Raw genomic sequence first — 17,614 nt, 5'->3', positions numbered from 1 at the left:
AGGAATCTTGTTCATCCTGTAAATCCTGTCAGAAAAACCTTGAAATCCTGTCAACAACTAACCGAGTAATTCCTAAACCTTAATCACCTATGAATCAACAAGTAATCAGTCGATTGTGGCTCGTATGGGTCCTGTTCTGCCTATATGGTGGGGCGCTGGCTCAGCCTCCCCGAGGCCCACTGGTGGTATCGCCCCAGGTGAACGCCGATAAGTCTGTTACGTTCCGGTATCTGGCTCCGCAGGCCAAAGACGTGCAACTAAGCGCGCAGTTCGAAAAAGGACCTGTGCCGATGAGTAAAGATGCGCAGGGTATCTGGAGCGTAACGGTAGGCCCGGTCAAACCCGATATTTACCCCTACAGCTTTCGGGTGGATGGCGTAACGGTGATGGACCCTGCTAACGTAGCATTTTTCCCGAACGAGCGATTCAAAGCCAGCCTGGTCGATGTTCCCGGCGACACACCACTGGTGCACTCAATGAAGGACGTACCGCACGGTTCCATCAACTACGAATATTACCCGTCGGTGGAAGGGACAACGGGCTCTCTGGTTGTGTATACGCCACCGGGTTACGACAGGAATCCAAAACAAAAATACCCGGTTTATTACCTCATCAGCGGCACGACCGATACCGAAGAAACCTTCTTTAAAGTCGGCAAAACCAATCTGATTCTGGACAATCTGCTGGCGGAAGGCAAGGTTAAGCCCATGATCATTGTCATGCCCTACGGCAACATAGCCGCGCGGGTGGCCGAACAGAAAGGAGGGTCCAAACCCGCCGACCCAACCGTTCGGGATGGGGCCGATGCGGTGAAACGGGCCAACGATTTTGCGACGGATCTGGTGAGCAACGTCATTCCGTATGTCGAGAAAAATTACCGGGCCATTGCCAATCGGGAGAACCGGGCCATTGGCGGTTTCTCGCGCGGGGGTGGACAAACGCTACGTACAGCCTTTAGCAACATGGACAAATTTGCCTGGGTGTGTGCCTATAGCTCATACCTGTCGCCCCAGGAAATGGACGGCAACTTCAGCCAGATCGTGGCTAAACCCGAACAGACCAACAAGCAGCTTAAATTGCTGTGGGTCAGTGTGGGAAGCGATGATTTCCTGTATAAGGGTACGGTGGAATTTATGGACTACCTCAAAGCGAAACAGGTGAATTTCAAAAGCCTGATTACCGACGGGGGCCATACCTGGATGAATGTCAAGAAATACGTTGCTGCCACCACTCCGCTACTTTTCCAACCCTAATTCCTGCACCCATGAAACGCATTTTCTTTTTGCTACAATCCGTTCTGTTGTCGGGTGTTACGGTGCTGGCTCAGCAACGGCCACCGGCCATCAGTTCCCCCGATGTACATCCCGATCATAGTATTACGTTCCGGTATTTTTCCCGAAATGCAAAAAAAGTGATGCTGTCGGGCGAGTTTCTAAAAGCGCCGGTGCCCCTGACCAAAGACACCTCAGGCATCTGGAGCGTTACGGTGCCGCCGGTTAAGCCCGATATTTATCCGTACAGCTTTATGGTCGATAGCGTATCACTGGCCGACCCGAGCAACACCTACATCTTTGCCAACGAGCGGTTTAAACGTAGCATCGTCGACATACCCGGCGATCAACCGCTGGTACACTCTCTACAGAACGTACCGCATGGTAAAGTCAGCTACCGTTATTACAAGTCCGGTACGCTGGGCACCACCCGTCAGCTTCTGGTATACACCCCGCCGGGCTTCAACCCGAATGGCAAAACCAAATACCCGGTATTGTATTTGATTCACGGCGGCTCCGACACCGAGGAAACCTGGACGAAAGTGGGCCGCGCCAACCTGATTGCTGATAACCTGATTGCGCAGGGCAAAGCGAAACCCATGCTGATTGTGATGCCCTACGGCAATGTTCGTCCGGCTCCCATGCCCGACTTTACTAAAGACATGGTCAATGACATCGTGCCGTTTGTGGAGGCTAATTATCCGGTCATCGCCGAGAGCAAAGGACGGGCCGTAGCGGGTTTTTCGGTAGGTGGTGGTCAAACACTGAACATTGGACTGACCAACCCCGATAAATTCGCCTATGTATGCTCGTATGCGCCGTATACGGCTACCGAAGAGTTTCAGAAAAACTTCACAAACTGGTCGCCGGATGCCAACAAGATCAATAACCAACTGAAACTGTTCACCATCAGCGTGGGCACCGAAGACTTTCTGTATGAACCCGTAAAAAAGAACATCGCCATGTTCGAAGAGAAGAAAATTAAGCTCGAACCGCTGATTGTGCCGGGTGGGCATACCTGGATGAACTGCAAACTGTATCTCGCCACTACGTTGCCACAGCTTTTTAAATAGAATACCCCCAACCCCCTGAAGGGGGCTTTCTCCGGCGTCAGCCAAGCCCCCTTCAGGGGGTTGGGGGTAAAGTCAACACATTCAAATTTTTCTAATATAACCCCTTACCCAAATGACTTTCAAAACAATTGCTGCATTCGTGGTAGCCACGTTAATCAGCGTGAGTAGTTATTCACAAACGGCATCGGCCATTGCGGAAGATTTTAAACCATCATCGCTAAATCAACCGGGGCAGGAATTTCCGCAGGTAAATTCGCAGGGATATGTACGGTTCCGCATTAAGGCACCCCTGGCCGATAGTGTCCGGGTGAGCCTGGGCCTGGGTGGACGGGGCGGTACCATCCTCACCAAAGGGGAAGACGGCTACTGGACCGGCACGACGGCGGGCCCGCTGGACGAAGGATTCCATTACTATCACCTGACCATCGATGGAGGGACTTTTAATGATCCGGGTACGTTGAATTATTACGGTTCCGTTCGTTGGGAAAGCGGCATTGAGATACCCGCCCACGATCAGGAATTCTACGCATTAAAAGACGTACCGCACGGTATGGTGCAGCAGATTCTGTTCACCTCCAAAAGCACGGGTACATCGCGTCGGGCGTTTGTGTATACGCCACCGGGTTACTCAACAGAAAAGTCAAAAAAATATCCGGTGCTGTACTTGCAACATGGCTGGGGTGAGGACGAAACGGCCTGGAGCAACCAGGGACATGCGAACCTGATTATGGACAACCTGATTGCGGCCGGTAAAATCAAGCCGTTCCTCATCGTGATGACCTACGGCATGACCAACGAAGTGAAATTTGGCAAGATCAGAGAGTTCAAGATCGACCCGTTTCAAACCGTGATGATCGACGAACTGATTCCGTACGTAGATACCAATTTTCGTACGCTTGCCAACCGCGACAATCGGGCGATGGCGGGCCTGTCGATGGGCGGCATGGAAACCAAAATGATTACCCTCAACAAGCCGGATGTTTTCGGGTATTACGGCCTGCTCAGCGGTGGTGTGTACGCGCCGGACGACCTCAGCGGCAAAGCTAAACCGAAGCTTGTTTTTATTAGCTGTGGCAGCAAGGAACGGCCCGATGGCGTTAACAAATCGGCCACTGACCTTAAAGCCGCCGGGTACAATGCGGTTTCCTATGTTTCGGATAAGACAGCCCACGAATTTCTGACCTGGCGTCGGAGTCTGCACGAACTTGCCCCCTTGCTGTTTAACTAAACGATTACTTTTTCGACAGGATTAACAGGATTGACAGGATTTACCAGATAAAAGGGACTGCGCTCGTCTTCGATACAATCGGGGATGAGCGCAAGAATAAATCATGGTAATCCTGTAAATCCTGTCAAAAACCTTTAAACCATGATGAACAGTTTATTCATAAAAAGGTCGTATGTATTCATCGCTCTGATGATGGGATCAACGGCCTATTCGCAAACCATCGAAAAGGAAGCCCCGAAAGGCTTTGACCAGCTACGTTCGGGCATCGCTACGGGCAAACTGGACTCGGTTCAGTATGCTTCGAAAACCGTTGGCACCACCCGGAAAGCATTGGTATACACCCCGCCCGGTTACAATAAAAAAACGAAATACCCGGTCTTGTACCTCTTGCACGGCATCGGTGGGGATGAAAAAGAATGGCTGAATGGCGGAAAGCCACAGGTCATTCTCGACAACCTGTATGCCGAAAAAAAGCTTCAGCCCATGATTGTGGTGATGCCCAATGGCCGCGCCATGAAAGACGACCGGGCCATCGGTAATATCTTCGACAAAGACAAAGTAGAAGCGTTTGCTACGTTCGAGAAAGATTTGCTGAACGATCTGATTCCGTTTATCGAGAAAAAATATTCCACACTAACCGACCGCGAACACCGCGCCATTGCCGGACTGTCGATGGGAGGAGGGCAGTCGCTGAACTTTGGGTTGGGCAATCTGGACAAGTTTGCCTGGGTAGGTGGTTTCTCATCGGCGCCCAATACCAAACGGCCTGAAGAACTGGTACCGAACCCGGAACTTGCCAAAAAACAGTTGAAACTGCTGTGGATTTCGTGCGGAGATCAGGACGGGCTCATTACCTTCAGCAAACGTACCCACGATTACCTGTACCAGAACGGCGTACCGCATGTGTATTACGTCGAGCCGGGTGTCCACGATTTCAAAGTCTGGAAAAATGGCCTGTACATGTTCTCGCAGTTTCTGTTCAAGCCGGTCGATGTTGCTTCGCTGTCGAAATATACCGTTCTGGGTACGCCAGCGGCCACCAACGCCCGCAACGCGAAATACCCCCAGATTTTACCCGACAACCGCGTCGTGTTTCGCGTCAAAGCGCCCGACGCCCAGAAAGTGCAGGTCGATCTGGGAAAGAAATACGACATGGTGAAAGATACCAGCGGTTTCTGGACCGTCACCACCGATTCCATCAGCCGGGGTTTTCATTATTACTCCCTGTTGATCGACGGTGTAGCCCTTGCCGATCCGGCCAGTGAAACCTTCTACGGCATGGGACGAATGGCCAGCGGCATCGAAATCCCCGACAAAGACGGTGCTTTTTATGCCATGAAGGACGTACCGCACGGCGACATTCGTGTAAAACGATACCTCTCCAAAGCGACCAATACCTGGCGCGAGATGTATGTGTACACCCCGCCGGGCTACGACAAATCGACGGAAAAATACCCCGTGCTCTACCTGCTGCACGGTGGTGGCGAAGATCAGCGGGGCTGGGCTACGCAGGGTAAAACGGATATGATTCTGGATAACCTGATTGCCGAAAACAAAGCCAAACCGATGATTATTGCCATGCTCGACGGCAACGTAGGCAATGCGGGTGGTCTGGCGGGTTTCAACGAAAACGTTCTGAAAGCGTTTGAAAACGAACTGAAACTTGGCGCTATTCCCTTTGTCGAAAGCAATTTCCGGGTTGAAACCGATGCCAAAAGTCGGGCACTTGCGGGCCTGTCGATGGGCGGGTTGCAGACCTTGTATGCCGGTATCAAAAACAACAATATGTTCTCATCGCTGGGTGTGTTCAGTTCGGGCTGGTTTGCCAACAATCCCAAACTGTCTGACCCGCAGTATGAATTTATGAAAGCCAATGCCGCTACCATCAACTCGAATCTGAAACCGCTATGGATTTCGATGGGCGGGAAGGAAGACATCGCCTATCAGAATTGCCAGGTGATGATGAAAAAGTTCGACGAGATGGGCGTCAAATACCAGTACAGTGAGTATGCGGGTGGTCATACCTGGCCGGTCTGGCGGCATGACCTGTTCCAGTATGCGCAGGTGCTGTTTAAATAGCCGTTACGACCAAAGTAGGTACACCCGTTTCAGTGCTGGCCACTAGATTTTGGCCAGCACTGAAAAATAACCGCTATCGTATACGCCAACCCACTCATACTAACCATCAGCTATTTACCAGCAACAATTCAATCATCTTAATCGTATTCTAATAATCTCTAATTTTATTCTAATTTCACTCTAATCTCCTCTTAATAGCTTTGGTTTCTCTCTTAACCAATGCTCATGTACAGACAGAGGAATCAACGATTAGGACTTTTCATCACGCTGGTCTGTTTATGGACCCAGGCAGGCTTAGCCCAGTCGGTCAAGGGCACAGAACCAACCCTGATCGACAAATTAACGCTCCCTAAAGCGCTGGAACTGGCCAGAGCAAAGTATCCCGGCCTACGCAGAAAATTAGCTCTTATCAAAGCGGCCGAAATCGATGCACAGGCGTTAAATGTAGCGCTGATGCCCCAGGCGGGTGTTCAGGCACAGGCGCTGAATGCGACCTCGAATCAGGTTCGCGGAGCTTATGTTTCGAATGGGGGGCTGCTACTTCCCATTTCGGGCGTGCGGACCGATGGCTTCAATAGCCAGGCTACCTGGACCAGTGGCGTTTCGATGCTTGTCGATTGGGAAGCCATTACGTTTGGTCGTCGGCAGATGCGTCGCGATCAGGCCAAACTAGCTATCGAGCAGACCCAGGCCGATTATGAAGGCGAACTATTTACCCATCAGGTACGCGTATGCGACGCCTACTTACTTGCCCTCAATGCCCAAAAAGCGGTAGCTCTGCAAACGGCCAATCTTCAGCGAACGCAGGAACTGCAACGAATTATTCGGGCCAGTACGGCCGATGGTCTCCGGCCAGGCATCGACAGTGCCGTTGCCAACACCGAAGTAGCCCGCGCTCAGCTACTGGTGCTGGAAAGCCAGCAGGCAGCCCAGCAACAGGTGCTCCGGCTTACCGAACTGATTGGACAACCCGATCCAACCATGCAACTGGACTCGATGGTTTTTTATAATCAGCTTCCACAGTTACCTCTTCATCCCCGAAACAATCCAGTTGTTCATCCTCAGCTACTGCTTTTTCAGAAGAATATAGAATTGGGGAAAGCCAGTGAATCGCTTCTGAAAGCGGCTGCACTGCCTTCTGTTTCGGTATTTGGTTCGCTTCAGGGGCGCGGTTCGGGCATTAGTGAACGCGCCCAGCCAGACGGCACCTTCCGGATCGATCCTTCACTCGGAGCTGGTTTACCACTGCGTGCCTACAACTACATTGTGGGATTAACAACCGTATGGCGGCCCAGCGATTTATGGCGTAGTAAATATTCGGTATCTGCCCAACGGGAACGAATTAATGCCAGCCAGCTAGCCTACGACCAACAGGCCCTCGAACTTCAGGCTGCCAGCCAGAATGCTGTTTTGCAACTGGCGCAGGCAATGGCCCGCGCCCAGCAGGCTCCACTCCAACTCAATGCTGCTAAACAGGCATACATCCAGGCCCAGGCCCGGTATGAATCGGGTCTGGACAATATTCAGGCACTAACTCAAACGAGTGCGTTATTGAATCGGGCGGAAGTCGATCAGGCACTAACCACCAGCAGTGTCTGGCGTGCCTTACTCCTCCGTGCGGCTACGGCAGGCAACCTGGATTCTTTCCTCCAACAACTTCCTCATTAACTCAACTGTCATGATTAAAGCAGCCTTAGCCAAACCTATCACCGTAATTGTAGCACTGGCCGGGATCATCCTGTTTGCGGTTCTGGCTTTGCTTAAGATTCCGGTAGACATTTTTCCCCGGCTCAATCTTCCTACTATTTACATTGCCCAGCCCTATGGCGGTATGACACCCGCCCAGATGGAAGGGTTTATTGCTACCCGCTATCAAAACCAGTTGCTGTATGTATCGGGCATCAAGAATGTTGAGGTAAAAAACATTCAGGGGCTTTGCCTGGTCAAATGTACCTTCTACGAAGATGTCAACATGGCCCAGGTATCGGGCGAAGTGGCCAACCAGGTCAGCCGGGTTATGAACTACCTGCCGCCCGGAACCGTCCCCCCTACTGTAGTTCGGTTCGACGCGTCGAGTCTGCCTGTAGGTCAGCTCGTATTCAGCAGCCGACGGGCATCGCTGGGCGAGATGCAGGACCTGGCCTCTACGCGCATTCGTCCGTTGTTTTCCCAGATTCCGGGAGCTTCGGCCCCGCCCCCATTCGGTGGTAACGAACGAACAGTGGTGGTGAAGGTCGATCCCGAGCGGATGCGCAGCTACGAACTAACGCCCGACGAAATTGTGCAGGCCGTGGTTAAAAATAACCAGATTTCGCCAGCGGGTAGTGTTCAAATGGGCGATTATACCATTATGACGCCCAGCAATACAGTGCTCGACAAGGTAGGCGAGTTCATGAACATTCCCTTACGAAAAGGCGTTGGCCCCACGGTATTTCTGCGCGATGTGGCTACCGTAGAAGACGCTACCGATATTCCCGTCGGCTACGCATTGGTCAATGGAAAACGGTCGGTGTATATCCCCGTCACCAAAAGTGCCGATGCCTCTACGATGAGCGTCGTTAGTGCCTTGAAGGCCAAATTACCCGAAATGAAAGCCCTCCTGCCCGACGATGTGCAGCTTACGTACGAATTCGACCAGTCGGTATACGTCATTCAGGCTGTTCATAGCCTGGCCGTTGAGGGAGGTATGGGAGCCATTCTGACGGGTTTGATGGTGCTTCTCTTCCTGGGCGACTGGCGCAGTTCGCTGATTGTGATCCTTACGATCCCAATCTCCATCTTATCGGCAATTCTGCTGCTTAATCTTACGGGGCAAACAATCAATATCATGACCCTGTCGGGTCTGGCGCTGGCCATCGGGATTCTGGTCGACCAGGCAACCGTAGTGATTGAGAATATTCACCAGCACCTTGAAATGGGTAAAACCAAATCGCGGGCTATTCTGGATGCCAGCCAGGAAATGTCGTTTCCTCTCCTGCTCATTACGTTGTGTATTCTGGCCGTGTTTGCCCCGGCTTTTCTGATGAATGGCGTACCACGGGGTATGTTTCTGCCCTTGTCGCTATCGGTTGGTTTTTCCATTCTGGCGTCTTATGTGTTGTCGCAGGTTTTTGTTCCTGTTGTTACCAACTGGTGGCTAAAAAACCACGAACATGCTCATCCTCACGACCTGAGCCTGCTGCCCGATCTAACTAATCAGCAGGAAATTCAACAGGAAGATTACGAGGAAAAACACCCCGAAAACGTGACGGGTTTTGAGCGATTCAAGCTGGGGTATCTACGATTGCTCGACAAGCTGATGGGCCGACGCGTGCTGGTTATTGGCGTTTATGGGCTGATCTGTGCCCTTCTGATTGGTATTGGATTCATGCAGATTGGTCAGGATATGATGCCCCGCCAAAATCATGCACATCAGTTTCAGCTTCGTATTGTTGGGCCGCAGGGTTTGCGTATTGAACGGACTGAAGAACTCACAAAACGGGTAATCAAACAGATAAACGACATTGTTGGTGCCCAAAACGTGGCCATTTCATCGGCTTTCGTTGGCATGACCCCATCCAGTTACGGCACGAGTGCCCTCTATGTCTTCAATGCCGGACCACACGAAGCTGTTTTGCAAATCAATCTTTCCGACGAATACAAGGTAGAATCGCTGGATGCGCTGAAAGAGCAGATTCGCCAGCGGGTTCGCCGGAAAATGCCCAACGTGCGGCTTTCATTCGAACCCATCGACCTGACCGACAAGATTATGAGTCAGGGAGCACAAACACCCATCGAGATTCTGGTGGGGGGTAAAGACCTTATTGAAGGACAGCATTACGCCAATCGGTTGCTGACTCGCCTGCGCGAGATTCCGTACCTGCGCGACCTGCGTATTAATCAGCCACTTAGTTACCCAACCGTAACAATTCATGTAGACCGGGAGCGAGCCGCCCAGCTGGGTCTGAGTACCGACGAGATTTCCAAATCGCTGGTAGCCGCCACGGCGTCCAGTCGCTTTACGGCCAAAAACCTATGGCTCGATCAATCGAAAGGGTTTGCCTATCAGGTGCAAATTCAGCTTGAACAGGATCAAATGAAGTCGGTGGCCGACATACAGGCGATTCCATTGGTAAAAGGGCAACTCCGACCCACGCTTGGCGATGTAGCCACTATTACCCCAACGACAGTGCCGGGCCAGTATGATCGAATCGGCCCACGCCGGATCATCACAGTATCAGCCAACATGGTTAACCAGGATCTGGGCACGGCTACGCGCGATGTGCAGGCCGCCATTGACGCAACTGGCGAGCCACCAAAAGGCTCTGTAGTTGAACTGAGAGGTCTGGCTCAACTGCTCAAAGAAACGCTCAGCAGTTTGCAATTCGGATTAGGGCTGGCCATTGTGGTGATTTTTCTGCTGCTAGCCGCCAACTATCAATCGTTCAAAGTTGCCAGTGTAGTGCTGGTCAGTATACCGGCTGTACTGGCCGGTTCGCTAACACTGCTCTTAATAACTGGCCAGACACTCAACCTGCAATCGTACATGGGTATTATTATGTCGGTGGGTGTATCGGTAGCGAATGCGCTCTTACTGGTTACGAATGCCGAATTTCTGCGGCTTCGGTATCGCGATGCCCGATCGGCCGCCCGAATGGCGGGAGCTGCCCGTTTACGACCTATTTTGATGACGGCGCTGGCGATGATTGCCGGAATGATTCCGATGGCCAGCGGCCTGGGCGAATCGGGTGAGCAAACCGCCCCATTGGGCCGCGCAGTGATTGGTGGATTATTTTTCTCGACAATTGCAGCTTTGCTGGTTTTACCGGTGGTCTTTGCTGCTGTTCAACGGAAAACATCCTTCGATTCGCCCTCGCTCGATCCCGATGATCCCAATAGCCGTGTTTACGATGGACGGCCCTCTCCTCTTGCCGAATCATCTACCTCCACCCTCACCTACTAATCAATCGATCAGCATCATGCATTTATCTTCTAATTTTCGCTCAACAATACGGATAGCCATGCTGGCTGGGCTGGGGTTTCTGCTAACCCAGTGTGGCAGTTCCTCAACTGAAAAAAGCCAGCTAACTGAAACTCCGCCCGACGAAGAGATTCAGTATGAAGCCATCCGGCTTACGGCCTCCCGCCCAACCTCCGAGTTGAATTTACCCGGCGAACTCGAAAGCTATTACGAAACAGACATCTATCCGCGCGTCAGCAGTTATGTCAAAGCACTCTACGTCGACATTGGCGATCAGGTGCGCAAAGGGCAGGTTTTGGCCGAACTGGAAGCCCCGGAACTGACGGCGAACCTGACGGAAGCCTATTCGAAAGTAAAAGCTGCCGAAGCCGTTTTTGGAGCCAGTAAAGGAACCTTTCTGCGCGTATTACGTACCAGCCGCACGCTCGGCGCCATTTCGCCCGTCGATCTGGAAACCTCCCGCACCAAAGCCATATCCGACAGCCTGGCCGTTGTGGCGGCCAATGCGCATTATAGCTCGGTTCAGCAGTTGGTCAGTTACCTGAAAATAACCGCTCCATTTACGGGTGTCATCACCGACCGTCGGCTGTCGCCGGGTGCTTTTGTGGGACCGGGAGGGCAAAACAACGTACCCATGCTGAAAATTAAACAACTCGACCGGCTGCGGCTACGCATTGCGGTTCCCGAAGCTTATCTGGGCGATATTCGGCAGGGCAATCCGGTTCAGTTTTCTGTCCGCAGTTTTCCGCACCAAACCTTCACGGGGCACATCAACCGGATCTCGAACAGTGTACGCCCGGAAACCCGATCGGAGCTCATTGAAATTGATTTCCAGAACAAGGGAGGCAAACTGAAACCCGGTATGTTTGCCTCGGTTCGGCTCCCCGTTAATGCGTCGGGCGAAGGTAGTATTTACGTACCTAAAACGGCAATCATCAGCACGATGGATGGCGCATTCGTTCTGAAAGTTGTAGATGGAAAAGCTGTTCGAACGGTCGTAGAAAAGGGCGATGCCTCTGTTGGGCAAACACAGATTTTTGGTGATTTAAAACCAGGAGATATTATCCTGAAAACAGCCAGCGAAGACCTTGCCGACCGGGCCGAAATTAAAACGCAACTGGTGAAATAATGATTGAATTGTTGAATTGAAAAAATTCATTCAATGTCGTAAAGCACCCGAATTTTGCCGGTTTCACCCCCTATTAACGTTGGTTTTGAGTGGTACATTTGTCTTGTTAGTTAACCAAAACAACAAATACACCATGACACAAATCAGCGCTCAGAACGGCAAAACGACAGCCCCGAAAAAGACTAAAATCACGTACTGGATCTTAACCGGTTTATTTGCTTTCGTTATGATTGGTTCGGCCATTCCCAACATTATGGTCGTACCGATGTCGGTACAGGGATTTCGGGAAATGGGGTATCCGGCCTATATCATTCCCTTTCTGGGCTGGGCCAAACTATTGGGGTCGGTGGCCATTCTGGTTCCGGGGTTTCCGCGACTTAAAGAATGGGCCTATGCTGGCCTTATGTTCGACCTGCTGGGGGCTACATATTCCGTCGCGAATAGCGGTAAAACTGTCGGCGAATGGGCGCCTATTTTTCTCTTTGTGGCGCTGGGTTTTGCTTCGTATATCTTCTATCATAAAAAGCTGAATGCTGAAACGGTAACCATGCAACCCAGCTTTTCGAGCAACAACCCGCTTCAATCCATCATCTGACAAACCGATTCGCCAGTTCATACTTTATTGTCCCCAGAGCTTACAAAGGCTATTTGCTCTTACTCTTTCGTAGCCTCTGTCTACATCTCATAAACAGACAATCCCGAACGCCAGTAGCATTCGGGATTGCTTTTTTCTAACCCACTTATTCTTTCGGTATTCGGTTTATGGTTGCTCCGCAGGGCAGGAGACTAACAGGCGGAGCAACCGTAAATCGAATACCGATCACCCTCCTACTGCAACGGGTCGAACGCACCACCCCATGTATTGTTCTGAATCAGTTTGGGGTTGTTGTCGATGGCCGATTGTGGAATAGCGAAGAAGTAATATTCGGGCTTCCAGGCAATGGCATATTTAGTATCGAGCTGCTTAAAGGTCAGCGTAAAGTAGTTGGTATACGCCGAGTCGAGAGAAATATTGTCGCGATTGGCTGCGAAATCGGCGGGCACGCCCGTTGCGTTCAGGTTGATAATAACGCCCGTCCGACGTGTGCCGTTTAGTGTTTGTTCGATCCGTTTCCAGCGACGCAGGTCCCAAAACCGTTTTCCTTCGAAGGCAAGCTCGATCTGCCGTTCGTAAAGAATGGCACTGAACATTTCGGCACGGGTCATATTGGCTTTCAAACCATACATCCCGTCAGTTCCGGCTTCGATACCCGCCCGTTTCCGAAGCGCTTTCAACTGCGTATAGGCTTCGTCCAGTTTATTAATCCCGGTAGCACTTTCGGCCAGATTCAGCATAACTTCGGCAAACCGAATTTCGATCCAGTCGGTACCCAAATACTGCACATCGCCCGCAGCAACCGATGGGTTGATAGCCTTGCGCGTGTAGAAGCCCGTATTGGTTGCTTTGGGTTCAATGGTTTTACCATTTACAAAATAGGTCCACAATTTGTAGGCCGTATTACCATTCAGGGGCCAGTTAGCGCCATTGTAGGCGATGGTTTTGTCGAAACGTGGATCACGGTTTTTGTAGAATAACTGATCTGAATAGGCGTATTTGGCCGATTCGCCCGGTTTTTTACCATCCAGCATTGGAAAGGCTTTCACCATTTCCCACGATGGCTGATTGGAGCCTCCACCCGTTCCGGCATACGATGGGCGGGTGGCATTGTCGTAGCCGTTATTTTTTCGGAGCTGGTCGCCCGTTTCGGTGTTGTAGCCCGTAACCAGAACAGCCTCCGGGTTATTTACTTCCTGGAACCACAACTGATCGAACGATGCGTGCAAACCATATCCATTGGCCGTTAGCAAATCATAAGCCTGTTTGTTGGCATCATAAGCAGCCTGCCAGTCGCTTTGCTGATCGTTTGGGTTGAACTGCGGACTGGCCGCATACAACAACACCCGACCTTTGAAGGCAGCGGCTGCTCCTTTTGTGATGCGTCCCCAATCGCTCGACGACGGCCACCGACCCGGTACCGATGCAATGGTTGAGTCGAGGTCTCGCACAATCTGCGCAAAACTTTCGGTGGTGCTGTTGCGGGGCAGAAACGCCAGTTGTTTAGCTTCGACACCTACGGCATTCAGCGGGCTGAGCACCAGCGGCACCCCGCCATAAATCCGTACCAGATCGAAATAGCGCCAGGCTCTGAAAAACTGCGCCTGCGCCCGGAGTTTATTTTTCGTGTACTGCGGTAGCGATCCGTTATTGACATCGTTCAGAAACATATTGATGACCCGGATCTTACCGTAGTTGTTGGTTGCACTAAGGGACGTTCCGAAATCGCCAATGTCGTTGATCTGTACGGTACCCTGCAAAATTTTGCTTTCGCCATACGATTCGTCGGATAAGCTGGTGATACTTGACCCTTCCGGTCCAAAACTGCCAATTGGTGTAGGCAGATTCTGGTCGTAGATGTAGTTGAGGTTCATCTGGGTCAGCGTCGAATCGCTGAAGATCAGCGCGCCCGACGTTGCGCTCAGATCGGTTTTATCGAGCACTTTCATGCAGCTTGTGAGTGCAAGCGACGAACAGAAAGCGAGAACTATTTTATTGACGAGTTTCATGCTATCGGAGGGTTTTAGAGGCCGAGGTTGATACCCAGCGAATAGGAACGTAATACCGGATACGAGTCAAAATTGCCCAGGTTCGATTTCCAGCTATAAGGGTTATAGAGATTCAGCGGATTTGTAGCCACCAGATAGGCCCGTACGCTACTTAGTTTCAGCTTGCTGGCAATTGAATTAGGAAGCGAATACGATAGATTCAGGTTCCGGACCGACAGTTGCGTAGAACTCATGAACCAGAAATTCGAATCGACGGTGTAGGTGTCTTTGTAATAGGGGCTTGGATAGGCGGCATTCGTATTATCGGGTGTCCAGTGATCGGCCCAGAATATAGGCCGGTTCGAGGTTAGCGTTCCCTGATTACGAGCCGATCCCTCAACCATTCCCTGTCCACCAAACGAGCCACTAATAACAGCCGCCAGCGAGAGGTTTCGGTACGACACGTTGAAATTGAAGCCCACCGAATAGTGATTACTGGCCTTTCTGGTCAGATAATCCATATCGGCATCCGTGATTTTTCCGTCTGGAGCCGTATACTGCCCCGATGCATCTTTCGGCCCCCGAACGTCCTGGTAATAAAGCATACCGGGTTTGGGAGCAACACCGAAAATGGTATAACCTGGGTTCTTTTCCAGATACTGATCAACATCCTGCTGCGTTCTGAACATACCCAGATAATGATAGCCCAGTACACCCCGATCACTCGATTTGCCGGTTGGGTCCAGATACGTTCCTACTTTACCTTTGTCGACATCGACCAGCACCTGCCGGTTATCGTTCCAGACAAAGAATGTATTGACTTTATACGACCAGTCGCTGCCGACTTTATCGTTCCAGCCCAGCGAAACTTCTGTTCCAAATCCGTTCACCGTTGCATAGTTTTCGGAGGGCAGTGTTGCGCCCACCAGCAGCGGTACCGACGATGTCAGGGTAGTAAGCATGTTGTAGCGATGATCGTAGAACGCGTCGACCGTAAACGACAGTCGGCTTTTCAGGAACTGAGCATCGATACCGATGTTGTATTTGGTGTTGTCGTCCCAGCGAGCCTGCCGGTTAGCCATGGCGTTGTTCGGTGTAACAACCAGTGGTCGACTCGAGTTACCGCCAAATACGGCTCCTTTGCCCTGCTGAATGGAATAGTTCGATAGCCAGTTATAGGCTTTGGTGGCATCACCGCCCAGAAAACCGAGCGAACCCCGCAATTTCAGGAAATCGACCCAGCGAACATTATCCCGAAAAAACCGCTCCTCCGACATTACCCAGCCCAGCGAAAACGATGGGAAAAAGCCCCAGCGGTATTCGGGAGCGAAGTTGGTCGATGCGTCGTACCGAATTGCGGTTTCGAACAGGTATTTGTTGGCGTAGTTGTAGTTAACCCGTCCGGCATACGACAGAAAGCCCGTTTCGCTTTCGGTTTCTGAAGTCGTTTGCGTGCCGGTGGCATAGCGCATATTGTCGAGTCCGCCAATAATCACCCCTTCGGCCATAGCCGCAATCAGGTCGGAATGGCTCTCGGCCTGCTCGAAGAAAGCAATGGCCGTAACAGAATGCTTACCAAACTGACGGTCGTAGTTCAGATAGCCATTGAACTGATAGGTATCCGTATAGCCAGGATTGATACGCACACGGTCGCCGTTGTTGAGCGTGGTGGTTTTGATTACATCGCCCCCGTAAATGTGCTTATGCTCGCCCAACATCGAAAAACTATAGACGTTGTATTTGGTACCATACTGTTTTCCAAAGCTATTATCGAACGTACGGCTGTAGAGTACACGCGCTTTCAGACCTTTTACGAACGGAATCGAGTATTCCAGATTGGCCGTTACGTTCAGCCCCGTGGTTTTGGTCTGGGTGTAGTTGTTGGAGTTCTGTACGGCAAAGAAGTTAAAGGCATCGATGGTGTTGGTGTTGCCCGAAGTTGAGAGCAGAACAGGTAAACCATCAATATAGGGCGGAGCAAACTGCGGAGTATAGAGCAGGCTCTTCATGTCGTTTTCCGGATTTTCGCCCCCCTGTTTCAGGAAGTACATGCGTTTGTTACCCAGATAGCTGCTCAGCGAGATAGACGCCTTCAGGCTCCTGGTCACCTGCATATCGGTGCTGGCCCGGAACGTCCATTTGCCCGTATTGATGTTGTCGAAGTTGGCATTTTGTGCGTTGTAGCTCACACCGGCAAAGTAGGTCGCCTTGTCGTTACCTCCGCTTACGTTCAGCGCATGGCGCACCACCGTCGAAGGTTTCCAGGCAGTTCGCAACCAGTTCGTATTATGCGTCTTAAAATAGTCCAGCTCGTCGGGTGTGTAGATGAGCGGGTCGGTTGCGGCTTTACCAGCAGTCGTATTCAGGTCGTTCAGGTACGTAGCCTGCTGATAGCCATTCATCATGGTAGGCAGCGTAGCGTCCGAAATCCCCGTCGACCCGCTATAGCTGAATTTAGGCGTACCGGCCTTGCCCCGCTTGGTCGTTACGACCACAACGCCCTGGTTCGAGCGGGCACCATAGATCGCAGCGGCTGCATCTTTCAGTACCGAAATGGCTTCTACTTCCGATACGTCGAGCGCATTGAAATCATCGACCGAACGAACCACATTGTCGATTACATACAACGGCTGAAGTGTACCGCCATCTTTCGAGAGCACAACCGGAGTCCGAACCGTAATTGTTGCATTATCGCCCGGACGGCTTGTTCCGCCCGAAACGCCAACGCCCGGTAGCTGGCCAGTCAGCGCTGCCGACAGATTGTTGACCGGCAAATCCTGAACGGCTTTCATATCGACAGCTACAACAGCCCCGGTCAGACTTACTTTTTTCTGAACCCCATACCCTACCACTACTACCTCGCTCAGCGCGGCCGCATCTTCTTCCATCTGAATCTCCAGCGCCGTGCGTCCTCCTACCTGAATTTCCTGCGTTTTAAAACCGATATAACTAAAAATCAGGGTTTCATTTCCTGTCGGCAAATTCAGCCGGAACGTTCCTTTTATGTCGGTTACGGTTCCGGTTTTTGTGCCTTTAAGAAGCACGTTTACCCCCGGAATGGGCTCACCGGTTTTGGCGTCCTTAACCGTTCCGGTGATATTCTGCATAGGTGCCTTGGCGATTGTCGAAACCGCTGTCCTACCGGCGTTTGCTTCGGCAAAACATAGAGTTTCGGAAAGTCCCCCCAGCAAGAGTACACCCAGTAGCCTACTGGTGCCAATGAGGAGGCTCTGATTTCGTAAAACGGTCATCATAGAGTTAAGAGTTGCTTGCGTGAAAAGAGTTTATCAG

General features: G+C 51.4%; 10 protein-coding genes. 8 read left to right on the top strand and 2 right to left on the bottom strand.

Annotation, left to right across the window (positions count from 1 at the left end; genetic code table 11):
• Positions 1-89 precede the first annotated feature (89 nt).
• The 8 genes from WBJ53_RS06805 to WBJ53_RS06770 all read left to right on the top strand — a co-directional run bounded on the left by WBJ53_RS06805 (position 90) and on the right by WBJ53_RS06770 (position 12,335).
• Entirely contained in the window at positions 90-1,253 is a 1,164-nt protein-coding gene (locus WBJ53_RS06805) for an alpha/beta hydrolase-fold protein (protein WP_338875317.1), read from the top strand.
• Positions 1,254-1,264: 11 nt separating this feature from the next.
• Positions 1,265-2,344, top strand: a complete 1,080-nt coding sequence (locus WBJ53_RS06800) for an alpha/beta hydrolase-fold protein (RefSeq protein WP_338875316.1) — start codon at positions 1,265-1,267, stop codon at positions 2,342-2,344.
• 112 nt (positions 2,345-2,456) lie between these two features.
• The gene (locus WBJ53_RS06795; protein ID WP_338875315.1) at positions 2,457-3,572 is read left to right on the top strand and encodes an alpha/beta hydrolase-fold protein; all 1,116 of its coding nucleotides are present in this window, start codon (positions 2,457-2,459) and stop codon (positions 3,570-3,572) included.
• Between the two features lie 189 nt (positions 3,573-3,761).
• Positions 3,762-5,651 (top strand): alpha/beta hydrolase-fold protein, encoded by a 1,890-nt coding sequence (locus WBJ53_RS06790; protein ID WP_338877163.1) that lies wholly within the window; start codon positions 3,762-3,764, stop codon positions 5,649-5,651.
• A 225-nt stretch (positions 5,652-5,876) separates the two neighbouring features.
• Positions 5,877-7,319 carry a TolC family protein gene (locus tag WBJ53_RS06785; RefSeq protein ID WP_338875314.1) on the top strand — a complete coding sequence of 481 codons (1,443 nt, stop codon included), beginning with the start codon at positions 5,877-5,879 and terminating at the stop codon, positions 7,317-7,319.
• A gap of 10 nt (positions 7,320-7,329) precedes the next feature.
• Positions 7,330-10,593, top strand: a complete 3,264-nt coding sequence (locus WBJ53_RS06780) for an efflux RND transporter permease subunit (RefSeq protein WP_338875313.1) — start codon at positions 7,330-7,332, stop codon at positions 10,591-10,593.
• A gap of 16 nt (positions 10,594-10,609) precedes the next feature.
• Positions 10,610-11,740: an efflux RND transporter periplasmic adaptor subunit gene (locus WBJ53_RS06775; protein ID WP_338875312.1), complete on the top strand. Its 1,131-nt coding sequence runs from the start codon at positions 10,610-10,612 to the stop codon at positions 11,738-11,740.
• Positions 11,741-11,873: 133 nt separating this feature from the next.
• Positions 11,874-12,335, top strand: coding sequence for a DoxX family protein (locus WBJ53_RS06770; RefSeq protein WP_338875311.1), 462 nt, complete (start codon positions 11,874-11,876; stop codon positions 12,333-12,335).
• Between the two features lie 233 nt (positions 12,336-12,568).
• On the opposite strand, the gene WBJ53_RS06765 is transcribed toward WBJ53_RS06770, so the two are convergent.
• Complete coding sequence (locus tag WBJ53_RS06765) at positions 12,569-14,344, bottom strand: RagB/SusD family nutrient uptake outer membrane protein (protein WP_338875310.1); 1,776 nt, start codon at positions 14,342-14,344, stop codon at positions 12,569-12,571.
• Positions 14,345-14,358: 14 nt separating this feature from the next.
• The gene (locus tag WBJ53_RS06760; RefSeq protein WP_338875309.1) at positions 14,359-17,577 is read right to left on the bottom strand and encodes a TonB-dependent receptor; all 3,219 of its coding nucleotides are present in this window, start codon (positions 17,575-17,577) and stop codon (positions 14,359-14,361) included.
• Between the last annotated feature and the right edge of the window lie 37 nt (positions 17,578-17,614).

The sequence above is a fragment of the Spirosoma sp. SC4-14 genome, assembly GCF_037201965.1.
Taxonomy (GTDB): Bacteria; Bacteroidota; Bacteroidia; order Cytophagales; family Spirosomataceae; genus Spirosoma.
This window is presented reverse-complemented; position numbering and strand designations above follow the sequence as displayed.